Raw genomic sequence first — 18,670 nt, forward strand, 5'->3', positions numbered from 1 at the left:
CACGGTCATCCTATGGCTCGGCTGCCCGCTGACGGCGCGATGTGGCGCACCCCTGCTCATCAGTACGCCAGCGACCGGTCGACGGCGTCGAGGATCCGGTCGACGGAGGGCAGGTACTCGCCCTCGACCCGTGCAGGCGGGTAGGGCATGTCGTAGCCGGCCACTCGAAGCACCGGGGACTCCATCACGTAGAACAGTTCCTCGTTCAGCTTCGCGGCGAGTTCCGCGCCGAGGCCCAGCGTGAGAGGTGCCTCGTGCACGACGATGGCCCGCTTGGTGCGGCGCACCGACGAGATCACCGTCACCCAGTCGACGGGGCTGATGGTGCGCAGGTCGACCACCTCGAGCGAGGTGCCCTCGTCGGCCGCGACGGCCGCCGCGTCCATGCAGCTCTTGACCATCGGGCCGTAGCAGATCAGGGTCGCGTCGGTGCCGTAGCGGGTGATGGCCGCCTGGTGCATCGGCGCCGGCTTCGCGCTGAAGTTGACCGCGTCCTTGACGTGGTAGCGGCGCTTCGGTTCGAGGAAGACGACCGGATCGTCGGACTGGATGGCCTGCTGGATCATCCAGTAGGCGTCGTTGGGGTTCGAGCAGCTGACGACTTTGAGGCCGGGGGTGTGCGCGAAGTAGGCCTCGGGCGACTCGGAGTGGTGTTCGACGGCGCCGATCCCGCCCCCGAACGGGATCCGGATCACCATCGGCATGGGCGTCTGCCCGCCTGTGCGCATGTTCATCTTGGCCACCTGCGTCACGATCTGCGCGAACCCCGGGAACACGAAGCCGTCGAACTGGATCTCGAGCACCGGGCGGTAGCCGCGCATGCACAGTCCGACGGCGGTGCCGATGATGCCCGATTCGGCCAGCGGCGAGTCGATCACGCGGTTCTCACCGAACTCGGCCTGGAGTCCCTCGGTGATCCGGAAGACGCCGCCGAGCTTTCCGATGTCCTCGCCCGCGAGGAGCACCTTCGGGTCGGCCTGGAGTGCACGGCGCAGCCCCCTGTTGAGGGCCTTCGCCATCGTCAACGACTCGCTCATGCTTCCTCCCCTGCGGCGTAGGTGGCGTACTCGCGGCGCTGCGCCTCGAGGGCGACGGTCGGCTCCGCGTACACGGTCTCGAAGAGCCGATCCATGGTGATGTCCTGCAGTTCAGGGATGACGGCACGCACCTGCGAGCCGAACTCCTTCGCGTCGTCCTCGACGGAGGCGAGCCAGGCGTCGTCGATCGCCCCGATCCGTTCCAGATATCGGGTGAGTCTGAGGATCGGGTCGCGTCCGCGCCACTCCTCCTCGTCGTCGGAGGCGCGGTACTTGGTCGGATCGTCGGAGGTGGTGTGCGCTCCCATCCGGTAGGTGAAGGCCTCGATGAAGGCAGGTCCCTCTCCGCGGCGGGCACGGTCGAGCGCCCAGTCGGTGACGGCCTTGACCGCGAGCACGTCGTTGCCGTCGACCTGGATGCCCGGGAACCCGAAGCCGCTCGCGCGTTCGAACAGCGGGATCCGCGACTGCAGGGCGATGGGTTCCGAGATGGCCCACTGGTTGTTCTGGCAGAAGAAGACGACGGGGGCGTTGTAGGAGGCGGCGAAGACGTAGGCCTCGTTGACGTCGCCCTGGCTGGCCGCTCCGTCTCCGTGGTAGACGATCACGGCCGCGTTCTCGTCGTCGTCGGGATTGCCAACGGCGCCGTCGAGCTGGATGCCCATGGCGTAGCCCGTTGCGTGAAGGGCCTGACAGCCGATCACGATCTGGTAGTTCTTGAATGTCTCGAGCCGCTCCCAGTCGCCGCCGGTGGATCCGCGGAAGAGCGCGAGCAGGTTGGTGACCGGCACGCCGAGCACCATCGCGACGGCGTGCTCCCGGTAGGAGGGGAACACGACGTCTTGCGTGCGCAGCGCATGCCCGGACCCGACCTGGGCGGCCTCCTGGCCGAGGAGCGGGGTCCAGAGACCGAGCTCGCCGTGACGCTGGAGGGCCGTCGCCTCGGCGTCGAAGCGCCTGGCGAGGATCATGTCGCGTAGGTAGCCGACGAGATCGCCGGTACTTCCCGTGAACTCGAACTCGTCGTGGGAGACGAGCTCACCCTCGGGGGTGAGAAGCTGCACCATGTCGTGGCTCTGACCGCGCACGCGGGCCCCTTTCGACAACCTACGAAACCGTAACTTACGCCAGCGTAGCTTAGGCGACGACGGCATTCCGGGGGTCGACCCGCACAATGCTGGCCGTCGTCATTGTGGGATTCCCACAACGTCCCCCGGCCCCCGGCTCGGGAGGGACGGCGCGGCGAACCTCAGATGACCCTTCGGTGAAGCGTCAATGAACTCCCCCATTCCGCCTTGACCGACCCGACGATTATCTAAAGTGTGGGCTCCGAGCCACGGCGGCCGGTGGCCCCCTTCATCGATCCCGTCGTGCATCCCCCCATCAGATCCACGAATCGGAGCAAGATGACCAGCAGGACAAGGCGGACCACGGCGGGACTCGCCGCCTCCGCGTTGGTGGCGAGCGGACTCTCCTTCGCCACCTTCACTCCCATGGCACACGCGGACGCCCTCGTGTGCACCGATCCGGCGAGCACCATCGACGTGTTCGCGTTCAACGATTTCCACGGCCGCGTCGAGGGCGCGGCGGCCCTCTTCACCCCGGTGGAGGCGGCGCGTACGGCGAACGGCGACGACGGCGTTCTCCTGATCAGCTCCGGCGACAACATCGGCGGCTCGACCTTCGTGTCGATGAGCCAGGATGACGTTCCGACCCTCGACGTGTTGAAGGCGATCGAGGTCGACTCGGTCACGGTCGGCAACCACGAGTTCGACAAGGGCTGGTCCGATCTCAAGGACCGCGTCATCCCCCAGATGGACGGGATGGCTTTCCTCGGCGCCAACGTCTACACGGCGGGCACCACGACGGTCGCTCCCGGCCTGAAGGCGTCCACGATCGTGCAGAAGGGCGGCCTCGACATCGCCATCGTCGGCGCCGTGACCGGAGACCTTGCGACGCTCGTCTCGCCCGACGGCATCTCGGCCCTCACGATCGGCGACCCCGTCGCGGCCGTGAACCGTGAGGTCGCGGCGCTCAAGGCGAATTCGGACGTCGACGTGATCATCGCCAGCTTCCACGAGGGCGCACCTGACGGCAACCAGACGATCGACCAGAACATCGCCGAGAGCGGCCGCTTCGCACAGATCGCCAACGACCTGGACGACGACGTGGACGTGATCCTCAACGCCCACACACACCAGAAGTACACGTGGACGAACAAGAACGGCACCCCCGTCCTGCAGGCCGGCGAGTACGCGCACAACCTCAACACCTTCACGCTGGGCGTCAGCGCGGCAGATGAGTACTGCGGCCTCGTTGGCACCCCGGCCGTGGTCGCCGCGCCGAAGCCCGAGCACGCAGGCACCAGCCCCCGCCTGACCTTGATCAAGGACATCGTCGCCAAGGCCGTCGCCGAGGCCGACGTCGTCGGCAGCCAGGTCGTCGGGTTCGCCAACAAGGCCGTCTCCACCCCTGCAAACGGTGGCAACGGCAAGCGCGACGTCGAGTCGCCCCTGTCGAACATGGTGGCCGAGATGTTCTACGAGGTGCTCAGCAACGGCAACACCGAGTTCATCGGGGTGCAGAACCCTGGCGGCACCCGTGCGAGCATCGACCGCGGATCGATCACCTACAAGGAAGCCAACGAGGTGCTTCCCTTCGCCAACTCGCTGATGACCACCGACCTCACGGGCGCGCAGGTCAAGAAGATGCTCGAGCAGCAGTGGCAGCGCACCAAGGACGACAAGCCGATCGACCCGGCCCCCAGCCGTCCGTTCCTCGCTCTCGGCCTCTCGAAGAACGTCAGCTACACGATGGACGAGTCCCGCGAGTGGGGCGACCGGATCACGTCGCTGAAGATCAACGGCAAGCCGATCGACCCCGCAAAGACCTACACCGTCGGCTCGGGCTCCTTCCTGATCACCGGAGGCGACAACTTCTGGGAGGTCGGAAAGGGAACCAACCGCGTCGACACCGGTCGCGTCGACCTTGAGGCGTGGGTCGGCTGGCTGAAGGAGGGCGACGCCATCTCGCCCGACTACACCAAGCGTGGCGTGAACCTCACCGGCGGAGCCGACACCCTCACCGAGGGCGCGGCGGGCGTCGACTTCACGCTCGGCAAGCCGCTCGAGGGCGGCCTGCAGATCGACACCCTCGACATGCTGCTCGACCCGGAGGGCGCCAAGGTCTCCCCGCAGCTGCCCAACACCTCGGTCGTGGCCACCATCAACGGCGTCGAGGTCGGAAAGGGCACCGTCACCGACGGCGTCTCCACCGTCAAGGTCGCCATCGCGAAGGGCGCAAAGATCGCCGCGGGCGGGCAGACGCTGACCTTCACCGTTCAGCCGTCCGGCACCGTCGTCACGAAGCAGGTCACGGTCAAGAAGGCCGCCGTCCCGCCGACGACTCCTCCGCCGACCGCTCCCCCGACGACGAAGCCCACCCCGCCGAAGCGTCCCGACACGATCTACACCACCCCCGGTGTGCACCGCGTCAACGGCCGCATCTGGGTCACCTCGTGTGAGCCCTACTCGCAGACCGAGCGCTGCCGCACCGACATCTGGGCCACCCAGATCAAGCTGGTGAACGGCAAGTACACCCAGGTCAACGACTTCGTGTTCAACAACCTGACCTACCTGCCGTCGAAGCGTTCGCTGTGGACGGGCAACCCGCTCGCGACGCCTGGCGACCACACGGTCAACGGTCGCAAGTGGCGCACCGAGTGCGACACCCCGACCACCGGCCGCAACGGCTGCCGCAGCTACATCATGGCGACGGTCATCGAGGCCACGCCCAGCGGCTACCGCCAGGTCGACAAGTACATCCTGAACAACATCGTGATGTTCTCCTGATGAACCGTTGAGGAGGGGCCGGACGCCACGCGTCCGGCCCCTCTTCTGCGTTCAGCACCCTGAGCGTCCGCGCCCCTCGGGCGCCTGCGGTCAGCCTGCCAGGGTGGCGACCAGGATCGCCTTGATGGTGTGCATCCGGTTCTCGGCCTGGTCGAAGACGACGCTGGCCTCCGACTCGAAGACCTCGTCTGTGACCTCGACGCCCTCGATACCGAACTGCTCCTTCAGGTCCCGACCGACCGAGGTCTCGAGGTCGTGGAAGGCCGGGAGGCAGTGCATGAACTTCACGTCGGGATTGCCGGTCGCCGCCATCAGCTCAGCGTTGACCTGGTACGGGCGCAGCAGGTCGATCCGCTCGGCCCACACCTCCTTCGGCTCGCCGAGGGAGACCCACACGTCGGTGTAGATGAAGTCGGCGCCGCGCACGCCCTCAGCGACGTCGGAGGTGATGGTGATCCGCGCGCCGCTCTTTTCCGCGATCCGGCGCGCCTCCTCCACGACCTCAGGCGCGTTCAGCTGTGAGGCGGGGCCGACCATGCGCACGTCCATACCCATCATCGCGCCGGAGATCAGCAGCGAGTTGCCGACGTTGTTGCGGGCGTCGCCCACGAAGGCGAAGGCAATCTCCTCCAACGGCTTCGACGAGTGCTCCAGCATGGTGAGCTGGTCGGCGAGCATCTGCGTCGGGTGCCAGTCGTCGGTGAGGCCGTTGTAGACCGGGACGCCCGCATTGGCGGCGAGGGTCTCGACGATGTCCTGTCCGGCGCCGCGGTACTCGATGCCGTCGTACCAGCGGCCGAGCACCCGGGCCGTGTCGGCCGCCGACTCCTTGTGCCCGATCTGCGATCCGGACGGGTCGAGGTAGGTCGTCGTCCCGCCCTGGTCGGCCATGGCGACCTCGAAGGCGCAGCGGGTGCGGGTTGAGGTCTTCTCGAACAGCAGCGCGACCTTCCTGCCCTGGAGACGCTGGCGCTCGCGACCGTCGCGCCGCTCGGCCTTGAGCTGGGCGGACAGGTCGAGCAGCGAGCGCCACTCGTCGGCCGTGAAGTCGAGTTCCTTGAGGAAGCTGCGTCCGAGCAGGGTCATCGTCGCGCCTTTCGGTGAGGAAGACCTCACAATACTGGCTGGCCATCCGCGCTCCGCGCCCGTCCGTGGGTAGCCGCCCGCGCCGGAGTCCGACCTCGGCGGGAGCGTTGGCCGGAGCGCGGCGGTCGCACCATGCAGGACCGCAGGCGGCCTCCAGTCAGGCCGTCGTGCCGGGGAAGAGCCGTGCCCCGGCGGGCAGGACGGAGTCGACGGTGCTTTCCCTGCCGATCACCGCGACGGCGTCGGGGTCTTCGAGGTCGGCGTCCTGCGAACCGACCCGCGCATCGGGGCCCAGTTCGGCCCCGTAGTCGATGATGCTGCGCCACGCCTTCGCACCGGCTCTGATCCGCACGCCGTCACCGATGACGCACTCCATGACGTCTGCGCCCGGTTCGATGACCACGCCGGGCGCGAGCACGCTGCGGGTCACTCGGCCACCGACCACGCAGCCGGGGCTGATCAGGCTCTCGTGGACCTCGGCCTCCTGTTCGATCCGGGCGGGCAGGGTCTGCGGTTGGTGTCCGATGACGGGCCAGGCGGGGTCGAACAGGTCTGTCTGTTGCCTGACCAGTTCGAGATGTGCGTTGAGGTAGTGGTGGGGCTGCCCGAGGTCGCGCCAGTAGCCGTCGAGCTGGTGAGCGTAGGCCTTGCCGCGTTCGACGAGGCGCGGCAGCAGCAGGTCGCCGTAGTCGCCCAGCCCTGGCGTCTCCTCCTCACCGCGGTCGACGGCGTTGACCTCACGGTGGAGCTGCTCCAGCACCTCGATCATGACCGACGCGTCGTAGGCGATCGCCTCGGCGGCGATCAGGTCCGAGGTCGGGGACTCCGGCTTGTAATCGAAGCCGGTGACCCGCCCGAGCCGGTTCACCTCGAGCACCGCGTGGTCGCTGGCCTTCGCGCCGTCCAGCCCGGAGATGTCGGTGCTGAGCAGCGTCACCTCCGCCCCCTTCGTCAGGTGGGTGTCGATCAGCTCGCGGTAATCGAGGCGGTAGGCGTGGTCGGCGCTGAGCACGAGGACGATGTCCGGATCCTCGGCGCGGATCCGGTCGCGCAGCATGTAGAGCTCGTCCGCGTTGCCGCCGCTCATGCCCGACTCGTGCGGGCTGAAGCCCTCCTGCGGTCCGATGAAGCGCAGCCCGCCGTAGGTGCGATCGAGGTCCCACGCCCGCCCGTTTCGGACCGCCTCCACGACGGACGCACCCTGGTAGGAGACGCTGAGCCAGACGTCGTCCAGGCGGGAATGCATGAGATTGGACAAGACGAAGTCGATCAGGCGATAGCTGCCGCCGAAGCGCAGCACCGGCTTCGGCCGTTCGGTGGTCAGCACGTCCATGCGGCCGCCCGCGCCGCCGGCCTGGATGATGGCGAGGATCTTCGCGCTTGTCATCTAAGAATTCTAAGTGGCAGACCCGCGCTCCGTGACGGCATCGAGGATGCCGGGGACCGCCGCCTCCACGTCCTCGAGGGTCTCCTCGAAGCCCGCCTGGTCGCCGTACCACGGGTCGACGAGCGCCTCACCCTTCGGCTTGGCCGGATTGAAATCGTTGAGCAGCGCGACGTTCGCGTCGGGTGCCATGGCCTTCAGCCGGTCCACCTGGAACGGCTCGACGGCGACCACGAGATCGGCCGAGGAGAGGTCGGCAGCGCTCACCCGACGCGCGCGGTGCCCGGAGGCGTCGTAGCCATGGGCCGTCAGCGTGCGCACCGCGCGCCGGTCGATCGGGTTGCCGGACTCCTCGGATGAGATGCCGAAGCTCTCGACGTCGACATCGAGTCCACGCTCCTCTGACTCGCGACGAGCCACGCGTTCGGCCATGGGAGAGCGGCAGATGTTGCCCCAGCACACGAAAACGAGCTTTGCCATTGCGCCAGCCTAGCCAGACGGGTCCGCACCACCGGTGAGGGCGCGAGCGACCCGTCGCGAGGAGCCGTCCGACACCTCTGGTCGCGCACCCTTGCGACCCCACCGCCCACTTTCGTGCACAGGGGGCCGCTGCGCTCGGCAACTCGGTTGAGACCCAGGTAGGATCCGATCAAGCAGAGGAAGGTGGCAGGTTAGGACCATGCAGATCTTGGTGGTGGACGACGATCAGGCCGTGCGCGACTCGCTCGCCCGTTCCCTGACGTATTCCGGCGACGATGTCCAGACCGCCACCAACGGTGTGGAGGCGCTGGCGAAGCTCGTCGGCTACACACCGGACGCGATCATCATGGACGTGATGATGCCGCGCATGGACGGCCTTGAGACCACCCGCATGCTCCGCGAGGGCGGCAACGACGTCCCGATCCTCATCCTGACCGCTCGCGACGCCGTCGGTGACCGGGTCGACGGGCTCGACGCCGGGGCCGACGACTACATGGTCAAGCCGTTCGCGCTCGACGAGCTGCTCGCCCGCCTCCGGGCGCTCACCCGACGCTCGAAGGCGAACCCCGAGGCCGAGTCGAAGGTGCTGACCTTCCAGGACGTGACGCTGGACACCCAGCACCGCGAGGTCACCCGCGACGGCCAGCACATCTCGCTGACCCGCACCGAGTTCGCGCTGCTCCAGGTGTTCATGGAGAACCCCCGACGCGTGATGGAGCGCAACACGCTGCTCAACGAGGTGTGGGGCTTCGAGTTCCCGACCACGGCGAACTCGCTCGAGGTCTACATCGGCTACCTCCGGCGCAAGACCGAGACAGGTGGCCGTCCCCGTCTGATCCACACCGTGCGCGGCATCGGCTACGTCCTGCGTGAAACACCCCCGTGATCTACAGCTGGTGGATCCGGATACTCCGAGCCATCGGCCGGCTTGTCAGCGGCCAGTCACTGCAGTGGCGACTCGCGCTGCTGACCGGCGCGAGCGTGGCCATCTCCGTCATGCTCGTCGGTGCGACCACGTTCACCGTCACCCGCTGGTCCCTGCTTGATCAGCTCGACCGCGAGCTGGTCGAGGTGGCCCAGACGGCGACCTCCTCAGTCGCGGCCGACTACGCGGACATGGGCGGGCTCTCCGCCGGCCTGCTCGCCGCCTCCAACGGCCTGCTCGCCGTCGTCGGGGCGGACGGCACCGTCGAACAACTGCCCGGTCAGGACCGCGACCTGCCTCCCGGCAACGAGGAGATCAAGGTCGCAAGACTGCAGGTGGGCTCCTCGGCGCGCACCATCGAGGGCAACGGCGTGACCTACCGCGCGGTCGCCGTCCCGATGCGGCTCAACGATGGCACCCCCGTCGCAGTGATGTTCGCACGACCGATGTCCGGCCTCGAGTCGACGCTCGGGTCGCTGTGGGTGGTCCTGCTGATCGCGGGCGGCCTGGGCGTCCTGACCGCGACCCTCGCCGCCCTGTGGACCGCACGCGCGGTGCTCGCACCGGTGCGCCGCCTGTCCCAGGCCGTGAAGTCGGTCACCCAGACAGATGAGCTCAACCCCATCCGGATCTACGGTCGCGACGATCTCGGCGAGCTGACCCAGTTGTTCAACACGATGCTGCGCTCGCTCGCGCAGTCAAGGGAGCAGCAGCGCCAGCTGATCGCCGACGCCGGGCATGAGTTGCGCACCCCGCTCACCTCCATGCGCACCAACGTCGAGCTGCTCCTCGCCGACGACAGCACAGGCATGCTGCCGCCGGGCGCACGCACCGAGGTGCTCGGTGACGTCGCGGCCCAGCTTGGCGAGTTCTCGGCCCTAGTGGGCGACCTGGTCGCGCTGACCCGCGACGACCACCTGCAGCGGCCGCACGAGCTCGTCGACCTGGCCGACGTCACCGTCGCCGCGATCGAGCGGGCCAAGCGTCGCGGTCCGGGCATCGAGTTCGATGCGAAGCTCGAGCCGACCCCCATCATGGGCGACCCCTCCACCCTCGAGCGCGCCATCACGAACCTGCTCGACAACGCGGTCAAGTTCTCGCCGCAGGACGGCACCATCCGGATCCATCTGAGCGAGGGGTCGCTGGTCATCATCGACGAGGGGCCGGGCATCGACGAGGCCGACCTGCCCAACGTCTTCGACCGCTTCTACCGCTCCGACAAGGCACGCAACACGCCCGGAACGGGCCTCGGGCTCGCCATCGTCGCGCACACAGCAGAGGTGCACGGCGGGTCCGTCAAGGCCGACAACGAGCCAGGGGCCGGCGCCCGCTTCACGCTCCGGCTCCCGGTGCTCGAGCCGCTCGACGACCCGTTCCTCATCTGAGGTCACGCCAAGAACGTTCCTGAGCCGGGAATATCGGTATTTATCTGTAGTTCCAGGTAATTGACGAGAGTGAATCTCATGACGCGCACAGGACGGGTGGCCATCGCCCGCAGGTTCGGACCCCCGAGGTCACCACCATCGAGGACCACCCGAGTCCGGCACTCGGTCGCGGGCAGGTGCGGGTCGCCCGCGCCGGCGGCCTCAACCCGGTCAACGCACGCCGCCGCGCGGGCACCTTCCCCGCCAACGCGCCGCTCGCGCTCGGCTCGGAGTTCTCCGGAACCGTGCTCGAGTCGACCGACCCGCGGTGGAAGCCGGGCGACGTCTCCTGGTTCAGCGCCACCAGCGTCGGAGGCGTGCCAGACGGCCATGACGGCGCTCAAGGACGTTCCCCTGAACGCGGGAGACACGATCGTCGTGCACGGCGCCTCCGGCGGCATGCTGGTGCAGCTCGCGGTTGCCCGCTGCATCACCGTCATCGCCACGGCGAGCGAGCCCAACCACGAGTACCTGCGTTGGCTCGGGGCCGTCCCGGTCGCCTACAGGTCATGATCCCGTGGAGCACGGAGAAGGTCGCGGCGATAAAGCCCATCATGAGGACGAACCTGGTCTGGAAATCGAGGTCGAGAGCGGGCGCGAGCAGCAGTCCGGAGGCATACCCGGCCACCACCCCATCCCCGACGAGGCAAGGCTCGATGAAGTCCATGTGCACGCGGGGGAGAAACACTTGGCGGGGATCTCGCCGTGGCTGCGGTGCGAGCCGAACAGGGTGACGGGCGTCACGACCAACCCGACCATCCTCAGGGCCGAGGGCAAGATCGACTTCTACGCACACCTGCGTCGGATCCGGGAAATCATCGGCGCCGACCGCACGCTCCACGTGCAGGTGCTCGCCAAGGACACCCGGGGGGTGATCGACGACGCGCACCGCCTCCTCGACAAGATCGACGGCAACGTCTACCCCAAGATCCCGACGACCGAGGCCGGCATCGCCGCGATGCGCCAGCTCAAGCAGCAGGGCGCGAAGGTGACGGCCACCGCCATCTACTCCAAGACCCCAGGGCTTCCTCGCAATCGCCACCGGCGTCGACTACCTGGCTCCGTACTACAACCGGATGCAGAGCCTCGACATCGACACCCGCGGCACGCTTGAGGTGCTCGCGGGCTTGATCAAGCGCTTCGACGCCCCCAGCAAGATCATGGCCGCGAGCTTCAAGAACGTCGCGCAGGTCTCTCACGCTCTTGAGTCGGGAGCCGACGCCGTGACCTTGTCGCCAGAACTGCTGCGTGCCGCGCTGTCGGCCCCCGACATCGACCGCGCGGTCGACGATTTCATCAAGGACTGGAAGTCCGTCTACGGCACGAGCCAACTGCCAGACTGATCGATCGTTACGCCCTGCCTCGCGCCGTCAGCCGTCGAGCCGCGCGAAGACGGGGTCCAGTTCAGCGGCGACGCTGGCGCTTGGGGTCCACGTCATCACCCGGTCACCATCTCGGAACTGGTAGCTGCCGTCGTCTTGTCGCTCGAGGGCGATCTGGTCACCCCACGCCGTGGACAGCACGACCCAGCGCATGGTGCCCATCTGGACCGCCTCCTCCTGCGTCGCCTTGGCGGCCTCCTCACCGATCCGGCGAGCGAGATCCTCAGACAGGTCCACCCATTTGGCGTCTGCGGGGGTCTCGCCGACGCAGGCAACGCCACCGACAGCGTCGCCCACTTTGCCCTGAATCAGGGAGTACTGCGCAGGAAGGCACATGTGGGGCAGGAACTCGAGCTCGGGACCCATCTCGGCGAGGTCAGCGCGCTGGGCTTTCCACAGGTCCACCATGGCGGCCACGAAGTCGCCGCTCTGCTTCTGGGTGTGGCCGTCGGTCAGTTCGCTGCACCCCTCTTCGGCACCCTTCACCACGGTGGTGGAGCCGTCGTCATATTCGAGCACCACCCTGACCACCGTGGAGTACTCGTACCCGCAATCCTTGTTGGCGCTGTCGAGGGCTGGCTGGTCGTTGAAGAAATCAAGAATCCGGTCGACGTCAGTGGTCAACGCGTCGACAGGACCAACGGTTCCCATCCCCTCCGGCGCGTCGCCGCAGAGCCAGGCCCGCACGGCGCCTCGGGTGAGCGGCTTGCCGCCCTCGCTGCTGTCAACCTGGCGGGCGCCCTCGTCGAAGCACGCCGCAGCCCCGAGTTGGGCTATTGCGGGCCCTAGGTCGGGCTGCGACGCCGTCTGGGCCGGCGGAGACGAGGGCGCCTCGGAGGGGGGCGGAGACGAGGTCGGGGTCGACGTCGGGCTGGGCGACGGCGACGGCGTCACGGCGGTGGGTGTCGGTGAGGCCGTCACTGCGGTGGGCTCCGGCGATGCAACCTGCGGGGAGTTGAACTGAGGGAGGTTGAGGGCCACCGGCAGCGCGACTGCTGTCACGGCGGCCGCGGTGGCCATGCTCACCGCGACCTGACGGTTGCGACGACGGCGGCGTGCGCCCTGCGCCCAACCCTCGCTGGTGGGCGGCTCGGGAATGACGGATTTGAAGGCGTTGCCCAGCGGATCGTTCACAGCGATACACCTGATTCAATGAGGTGGGCCGAGGTGCGAAGAGATGCACGTCCTCGGCTGGAATGTGTCTTGACGGTGCCGGTGGTGACGCCCAGCTCCCGGGCGATCTCCTCGACGGACAGGTCCTCGAAGTACTGCAGCACCAGGACGGCGCGCTGCATGCGCGGCAACTCGTCGAGGGCCCGCACCAGGTCGATCCGGAGGGTGGACTGGGAATCGGGAGTCGGAGCGTCGGCGTGAGTCTCCGTTGGCTTCTCGTTGCGCCAGCTGAGCTTGCGCCACCAGGAGACGAAGGTGCGGTAGATGGTGGTGCGGACATAGGCCTCGAACTGGTGGTCGTTGCCGATCTCGTCGTAGCGCGTGTAGGTCTTCGACAGCGCAGTCTGGACGAGGTCCTCCGCATGTTGGGAGTCGCCGGTGAGGAGCCATGCGGCCCGCCACAGGTCACGACCGCGGCGGGTGACGAAAAGCTCGAAGCTGGTGGCCTCAGCCTCAAACTCGGACACGGAACCTCCTTCGCGACAGCCCGGGACGATGGACTGGCGCCCAGCATGCCGGACTACCCCGCGCAGGAACCGTGCTGTTCGCCACCCGCCGATGGCCGTGGTGCTCATGTCAGGCGTTCGGCTCTAGGGCGTCGATGTCGCGAGCCAAGTCCGCCGGGACGAGGTACTTCATCATCGAGCTTTCGCCGCGGTACTGGAAGCCGTCTTCGTCCGCGAGACTTTGCAGCAGGATCGACTCACCCCAGGGGGTGACGAGGTGGATGGAGTTCTGGTTGACCGATTCGCCCCCCTCCATCGGGGTGGAGTTGATGTCGAGAGACTCGGCGATCCGCTTGGCCAGTGCGCCGTCGATGATCGTCTTCTTCACGGTGTCGTGTGTCTTGCCGTGGCACATCCACCCGGCGTTGACGTCGTCGATGGGGCTGGCGAGCACATTGTGTTCCGGGCCAGGACAGCTGGCCACGAGGTTGATCACTTCACCGGGGACGGGAACCTTGGTGACGAAGCGCTGGTCGAGCCAGTGGCCGCGCACCTTGCTGGCGAATTCGGAACTGCCCTGCTTCGGCTTCCCGCTGCCGATGACGGGGGTGGAGTCCTGGTCGTCGCCCTCGATCACGCGACGGGTGCCGTCGGGGTACACGAGCACCACGTGGAAGAACGAGGCCGCCTCCTGCGCGTTGCCGTCGGTGAGGGGAGGCAGGGCGAGGTAATCGCCGACGAGGGCGTCGACGTTCGTGATGAGGGGTTCGAGGGGGCCCACGGTGCCGTGGCCGTCAGGGGCCTCACCGCACAGCCAGGCTTCCACGGCGCCCTTGGTGATCTCCGGCTGATTCTCGGGCACACGGATGCCCTTCCCCTCGGCGTCGTAGCACGCGGCGGCGCCAGGCCTGCCGTCCGGGGCGGGATCGAAGCGCATGGTCCCCACCGCGCCGGTGGCCGACGGGGAGCTCTCGGTGGCACTCGGAGTTGGGCTCGGGCTCTCATCGGTGGGCTCGGTCTCCGTGGCGGAAGGGCTCGGCGCCTGGGAGGAGGGGGTGGATTCGACGGACTGGGCCGACGTCGGGGTGGTCGGCGTCGGGGTGGCGGGCGCGGTGCTCTGGTTGCAGGCGGTGAGGCCGACGGCCAGAGTCGCGGCGGTAGCGGTGAGGGCAAAGGTCTTGAATGTCATGTTCATGCCCACTACCACGCCGCCAGCGACTGGCCCGGTTGACAAGGTGGCAGGAATTTTCTCCGGGGGCCTGTGGGCCATCAGGAGGCGGATCGCGCAGGGCCGCCCTACATCAGTTTGAGAGCATGACGGGCCCGGGCCGTCCAGCCGGAAGATCGACCGTGTGCGTCGCTCCATCGATGGCTACGTCGAGGACCGCTCCAACGGCTTCACGCTCATGCCCGGCAACATCCACGAAGACATGCCGTTGGCCATCCTTCTCGATCGCACGCACCCACGCATTGTCAGGTACGGCGCTGCCGTCAAGGGACGCGGGCCGGGCCCGCTTCAGTAGTTCCTTGGGTCCGGATTGCATCCACTTGCCCAACTCGACCAGCGCCTGCTGCTGCAGGGGCGGGAGGGTCCCGTCAGCCCGCGGCCCCACATTGAGCAGAAGAGCCGGAAAAGTGCTCAAATATCAGCCCGGCCCAGGAGCCGAGGCTCAGTCCTTGCGACCCCAGATCAGGTACGCGAGCGGCACGAGGCCGAAGCTGCTGACCACGGAGAGGGCGACGACCCAGGCCGGCTTTGGGCCGTTGACGTCGTTGTCGTCACGCTTGGCGATGTCGACCAGGGCGTAGGCCCGCATGGCGCCGTCGACAAGGCCGCCGATGCTGAGCAGCACCCGCACCGGCTTGGGAAGATTCTCGAACTTCTTGGACTTGCTCATCGTTGTGCCTCCTGCCCCAAGACTAGACCCGCCCGACGGTCCGTGGCGGGCGGACGGCCTCGATGTGCCACCCACCTCCCCCGACTGGCCGACGCTGGGACAATCTCCCATGGGAACCATCGACGAGTACCTCACCACCCTCGACCCCGCCGATGCCGAGGTGGTCGGCCACGCCTACGACGTCGCACGCCGCGTCGTCCCGGAGGCGGAGCAGGGACTCGGCTACGGCATGCCTGCGCTCACCTACAAGGGCAAGTCCCTCCTGTCGGTGATGCGCACGAAACATCACTTCGGCATCTATCCGTTCAGCGCGAGAGTGGTCGAGATCAGCGAGGATCTCCTCGAGGGCGTCGACCACGCCAAGGGGTCGATCCGGTGCGCCCCCGGGTCCTTCCTGAGCAACGCGGCGCTTGCCGAACTCGTCTCGCGACGCAGGGACGAGATCGACGGGTAGCCTCCGAGCATGGATCCGGTCAGACACGTCAGCGACGACGAGCGGCGCGCCCGGCTCGGCCTGCGCCAGGGGCTCTTCGAGGCCGTCTCGACCGTCGAGGCCGCTGGCTCGCCACGCACGGCCCTGGCACCGTCGACGACGCGGCCTGGTGGATCGGCGCGACGAAGGCGGCCGTCCGCACGGCGCTCGCCGACGTGGAGGCGGTGCCGGTCTCGCTGGACTCCGGCTCGATCGGCGGGCTGCTGCCAGACGACATCGACCCGGTGCCGCCGCCCGAGTCATGGGTGACGCTGCTCCCGCTGCTCGACCCGGCCATCATGGGGTGGCGCGACCGCGACTTCCTGCTCGGCACCCATCGCGGGCGCCTGTTCGACTCCGTCGGCAATGCCGGAACGACGGCTCTCGCCGACGGCAGGGTGGTCGGCGTGTGGGTGCAGGACGCGTCGGGCGAGGTCCGCATCTCCGAGCTCGAGCGGCTGGACGGGCCGACCCGGGCGCGCCTGGACGAGCGGGCCGCCGCCCTGACCGGATGGCTCGACGGCGACCGGGTGTTCTCCGTCTATCCATCGTCAGCCATGCAGGAGGCGCGCGGCGAACTCGGCGGGGCTTAGTCGCCGACGGGCCGTCCGAGAGCGGTGACGGCGGCCAGGTCGGCGACGGTGAGTCCGCCGAGCGCGACCGCCACCACCCGCGGTACGGGCGCCTTCTCCCGCAGCAGCAACCCAGCCGCGACCAGGTTCGCAGCCGCCCTCGCCAACAGCCAGCCGCGCTTCCTGCCTGCTCGGAGCAGCCCGGGGCGAGCGCCAGATCGGTGACCGCGACGACCCGGAGGGTCCGTTCGTCGGAGACGCCGGTCGCCTCCGCGACCGTCCGCGGGGCGGCGAGGAGCGCGACGCCGAGCACCGCCGTCATCGCCCCCCGCGATGCGGGCCGAGCCTTCTGCGGAGGCGGAGTCCATGGGCCGCAGGCTACGCGAGCGACCGACCGTCGCGACCCCGTTCGACAATCCTGTCGGCGCGACGCGGAGACCTGCTGCTAGCTTCAGGGCCATGACCGAACGCCCCGTCAGCCCGCTGCTCGAGTTCGACCACGACCGCGAGGCCTTCATTTCCCCTTCGGCACTCATCACGCCGCGCGACGACGTGCCTAGGGCCTGCGTGCTCACCTGGTTCCGCGACGCCGCCGACCGCGCCGTGGAGGAGACCCACGGCAGGCGGATCATGCAACTGCGTTGGGAGGACGGCCCGCGCCCGGTCTACGAGATCAACCACGAGGGCCGCCAGGTGACGCTCGCGCCGATGCCCGTCGGTGCGGCGCCGGCCGCGAGCATGCTGGAGGAGCTGATCGCGCTCGGTTGTCGCTCGTTCATCGCCTGCGGGGGCGCCGGAGCGCTGCGCCCCGACCTGACGCTCGGACACCTCGTCCTGGTCACCTCCGCCCTGCGCGACGAGGGCGCGTCCCACCACTATCTGCCCCCGGCGCGGACGCTCGACTCCGACCCGGTCGCCGTCGACGTGCTGCGCGCCACGCTCACCGACCTGAGCCTTCCGTTCGCCGAGGGGCGCGCCTGGACCACTGATGGGATCTACCGCGAGACTCCCGGCAGGATCGCCGCCCGCGTCGAGGAAGGCTGCCTCACCGTCGACATGGAGGCCTCCGCGGTGGCCGCCGTCGCCCGGTTCCGCGGCGTCCCGCTCGCCCAGGTGCTCTACGGAGGCGACGACCTGACCGGCGAGGTCTGGGACGAGCGCGGCTGGCAGGACAACCACGAGGTGCGAGACCGCCTGATCCGCGTCGCAGCGACCGCCGCGCTGCGGCTGGAGGGTGCGACGGGTCAGGGTCGGTAGCGCCTGAACGCGGGGAACGCGACGGCGACCACGGCGATCCCGACCAGCACGAGCAGCCCGCCCCCGCCGGTGGCCCAGGCTGGCCCAACGACCTCCGACGCCGCGCCGTGCAGCACGTCGGCGACCCTCGGTCCGCCCGCGACGACGACGATGAACACGCCCTGGAGCCGGCCCCGGACGTCGTCATCGGCCGCGCTCAGCAGCATCGACTGACGGAAGGCCGCCGAGACCATGTCCGCTGCGCCGCCCACGACCAGCATGGCGAGGGAGGCCCCGAGCATCATCCGCGTGGCAAGGGGTGCCAGCCCGACCCACAGGCCGAGCAGGGCCATCGCCGTCCCCCAGACGCCGATCGAGACGAGCACCGCCATCCCGTGTCGGCGCACCCGCGACACCCAGCCGCTGAACACGCCGCCCAGCACCGCGCCGAGCGGCATCGCGGCATAGAGGAGGGCGAACTCGACGCCTCCCTCCTCGGGTCCGCCGAACGCGACGTGCGCGATCTCCGGGTAGAGGGCGCGCGGCATGCCGAAGACCATGGCGATCAGGTCGACCAGGAAGCTGAGCAGCAGGATCTTGTGCCAGGCCAGGTAGCGCAGGCCTTCGATGACGGAGCGCAGCCCCGGCGACCCCTTCGGGCTCTCGACGGGCAGCGGCGGCAGCTTGTAGACGGCGTAGAGCGTCGCGAGCAGCGTGACGGTGTCGATCAGGTAGAGCCACGAGTAGCCGAGCACAGGGATCAGCGCGCCGCCGACGAGCGGGCCGGCGATCGCCCCTGCCGACATCACTGTCATGTTCAGCGCGTTCGCGGCGGGTAGCTGAACCAGCGGGATCAGTTTGGGCAGGATGGCGGTGCGGGTCGGCTGGTTGACGGCGAAGAACGCCTGCTGCAGGGAGAAGAGACCGAGCAGCAGCCACACGTTGTTCAGCCCGAGGAAGGCCTGCACCCAGAACAGCGCAGAGGTGGCGACCAGGCCGAAGGTCGTGATCTCGAGCAGCCGCCTGCGGTCGACATGGTCGGCGAGCGCGCCGCCCCACAGGCCGAAGACGATCAGCGGGACAAGGCCGAAGACGCCGGTGAGGCCGACCATCCCCGACGAGTCGGTGATGGCGTAGATCTGGGCGGGGACGGCGACGACGGTGAGCTGGGCCCCGATCACCGTGACGATGTTGGCGACCCACAGCCTCCGGAAGTCGGGTTGGCGGAGCGGTCGGACGTCGGCGAAGACGCCGCGGAGCCGGTCTGCGAGGCTCACCGAGCGGAGGTGGGGTCGGGCATGGGT

20 protein-coding genes are annotated in these 18,670 nt (G+C 68.5%); 8 read left to right on the top strand and 12 right to left on the bottom strand.

From position 1 onward, the window contains the following. Positions 1–59: 59 nt before the first annotated feature. Together BW733_RS06430 and pdhA are read right to left on the bottom strand one after the other, a co-directional pair. Positions 60–1,037: an alpha-ketoacid dehydrogenase subunit beta gene (locus BW733_RS06430; RefSeq protein WP_077348959.1), complete on the bottom strand. Its 978-nt coding sequence runs from the start codon at positions 1,035–1,037 to the stop codon at positions 60–62. After that, entirely contained in the window at positions 1,034–2,125 is a 1,092-nt protein-coding gene (gene pdhA / locus BW733_RS06435) for a pyruvate dehydrogenase (acetyl-transferring) E1 component subunit alpha (protein WP_335755090.1), read from the bottom strand. Before pdhA ends, BW733_RS06430 begins: the two co-directional genes overlap by 4 nt. A 318-nt stretch (positions 2,126–2,443) precedes the next feature. Here pdhA and BW733_RS06440 point away from each other — a divergent pair, with 318 nt between their 5' ends. Beyond that, positions 2,444–4,888 carry a bifunctional metallophosphatase/5'-nucleotidase gene (locus tag BW733_RS06440; RefSeq protein WP_152024592.1) on the top strand — a complete coding sequence of 815 codons (2,445 nt, stop codon included), beginning with the start codon at positions 2,444–2,446 and terminating at the stop codon, positions 4,886–4,888. 90 nt (positions 4,889–4,978) lie between these two features. On the opposite strand, the gene argF is transcribed toward BW733_RS06440, so the two are convergent. The 3 genes from argF to BW733_RS06455 all read right to left on the bottom strand — a co-directional run bounded on the left by argF (position 4,979) and on the right by BW733_RS06455 (position 7,838). After that, entirely contained in the window at positions 4,979–5,974 is a 996-nt protein-coding gene (argF, locus tag BW733_RS06445; RefSeq protein WP_077348965.1) for an ornithine carbamoyltransferase, read from the bottom strand. Between the two features lie 157 nt (positions 5,975–6,131). Then, on the bottom strand, positions 6,132–7,361 hold the full coding sequence (locus BW733_RS06450; RefSeq protein WP_077348967.1) for a glucose-1-phosphate adenylyltransferase family protein: 1,230 nt from the start codon (positions 7,359–7,361) through the stop codon (positions 6,132–6,134). 9 nt (positions 7,362–7,370) lie between these two features. Beyond that, entirely contained in the window at positions 7,371–7,838 is a 468-nt protein-coding gene (locus BW733_RS06455; protein WP_077348969.1) for a low molecular weight protein-tyrosine-phosphatase, read from the bottom strand. Positions 7,839–8,037: 199 nt separating this feature from the next. On the opposite strand from BW733_RS06455, the gene BW733_RS06460 reads away from it, so the two are divergent. From BW733_RS06460 to BW733_RS19695, 5 genes are all read left to right on the top strand, one after another. Beyond that, the gene (locus BW733_RS06460) at positions 8,038–8,724 is read left to right on the top strand and encodes a response regulator transcription factor (RefSeq protein WP_077348971.1); all 687 of its coding nucleotides are present in this window, start codon (positions 8,038–8,040) and stop codon (positions 8,722–8,724) included. Further along, on the top strand, positions 8,721–10,148 hold the full coding sequence (locus tag BW733_RS06465; RefSeq protein ID WP_237268325.1) for a sensor histidine kinase: 1,428 nt from the start codon (positions 8,721–8,723) through the stop codon (positions 10,146–10,148). Before BW733_RS06460 ends, BW733_RS06465 begins: the two co-directional genes overlap by 4 nt. A 369-nt stretch (positions 10,149–10,517) precedes the next feature. Continuing rightward, positions 10,518–10,700: a hypothetical protein gene (locus BW733_RS06470; RefSeq protein ID WP_077348973.1), complete on the top strand. Its 183-nt coding sequence runs from the start codon at positions 10,518–10,520 to the stop codon at positions 10,698–10,700. 4 nt (positions 10,701–10,704) lie between these two features. Next, complete coding sequence (locus BW733_RS19690; RefSeq protein WP_202970300.1) at positions 10,705–11,301, top strand: transaldolase family protein; 597 nt, start codon at positions 10,705–10,707, stop codon at positions 11,299–11,301. Then, positions 11,264–11,530, top strand: a complete 267-nt coding sequence (locus BW733_RS19695; RefSeq protein WP_250638008.1) for a transaldolase family protein — start codon at positions 11,264–11,266, stop codon at positions 11,528–11,530. Before BW733_RS19690 ends, BW733_RS19695 begins: the two co-directional genes overlap by 38 nt. Before the next feature lie 27 nt (positions 11,531–11,557). On the opposite strand, the gene BW733_RS06480 is transcribed toward BW733_RS19695, so the two are convergent. The 5 genes from BW733_RS06480 to BW733_RS06500 form a co-directional block, all read right to left on the bottom strand. Further along, the gene (locus BW733_RS06480; RefSeq protein WP_077348975.1) at positions 11,558–12,703 is read right to left on the bottom strand and encodes a hypothetical protein; all 1,146 of its coding nucleotides are present in this window, start codon (positions 12,701–12,703) and stop codon (positions 11,558–11,560) included. Continuing rightward, positions 12,700–13,209 (bottom strand): SigE family RNA polymerase sigma factor, encoded by a 510-nt coding sequence (locus BW733_RS06485; protein WP_202970301.1) that lies wholly within the window; start codon positions 13,207–13,209, stop codon positions 12,700–12,702. Before BW733_RS06485 ends, BW733_RS06480 begins: the two co-directional genes overlap by 4 nt. A gap of 109 nt (positions 13,210–13,318) precedes the next feature. Then, positions 13,319–14,383: a hypothetical protein gene (locus tag BW733_RS06490; protein WP_152024593.1), complete on the bottom strand. Its 1,065-nt coding sequence runs from the start codon at positions 14,381–14,383 to the stop codon at positions 13,319–13,321. Positions 14,384–14,489: 106 nt separating this feature from the next. Then, entirely contained in the window at positions 14,490–14,801 is a 312-nt protein-coding gene (locus BW733_RS20045; protein ID WP_418361345.1) for a hypothetical protein, read from the bottom strand. Positions 14,802–14,858: 57 nt separating this feature from the next. After that, positions 14,859–15,086 (bottom strand): PLD nuclease N-terminal domain-containing protein, encoded by a 228-nt coding sequence (locus tag BW733_RS06500; protein WP_077348983.1) that lies wholly within the window; start codon positions 15,084–15,086, stop codon positions 14,859–14,861. 42 nt (positions 15,087–15,128) lie between these two features. Between BW733_RS06500 and BW733_RS06510 the strand changes: the two genes are divergently transcribed. Next, the gene (locus BW733_RS06510) at positions 15,129–16,151 is read left to right on the top strand and encodes a DNA glycosylase AlkZ-like family protein (protein WP_503487615.1); all 1,023 of its coding nucleotides are present in this window, start codon (positions 15,129–15,131) and stop codon (positions 16,149–16,151) included. On the opposite strand, the gene BW733_RS18225 is transcribed toward BW733_RS06510, so the two are convergent. Then, positions 16,148–16,297: a hypothetical protein gene (locus BW733_RS18225; RefSeq protein WP_161490157.1), complete on the bottom strand. Its 150-nt coding sequence runs from the start codon at positions 16,295–16,297 to the stop codon at positions 16,148–16,150. The two genes, BW733_RS06510 and BW733_RS18225, sit on opposite strands and share 4 nt — an antisense overlap. 292 nt (positions 16,298–16,589) lie before the next feature. Between BW733_RS18225 and BW733_RS06515 the strand changes: the two genes are divergently transcribed. Next, a complete protein-coding gene (locus tag BW733_RS06515) occupies positions 16,590–17,387 on the top strand; it encodes a nucleoside phosphorylase (protein ID WP_077348989.1) in 798 nt (265 codons plus the stop codon). Here the strand turns inward: BW733_RS06515 and BW733_RS06520 are convergent. Next, entirely contained in the window at positions 17,375–18,643 is a 1,269-nt protein-coding gene (locus BW733_RS06520; RefSeq protein ID WP_077348991.1) for an MFS transporter, read from the bottom strand. The genes BW733_RS06515 and BW733_RS06520 overlap by 13 nt on opposite strands. Positions 18,644–18,670 lie beyond the last annotated feature (27 nt).

It is taken from the genome of Tessaracoccus flavescens, assembly GCF_001998865.1.
Taxonomy (GTDB): Bacteria; Actinomycetota; Actinomycetes; order Propionibacteriales; family Propionibacteriaceae; genus Arachnia; species Arachnia flavescens.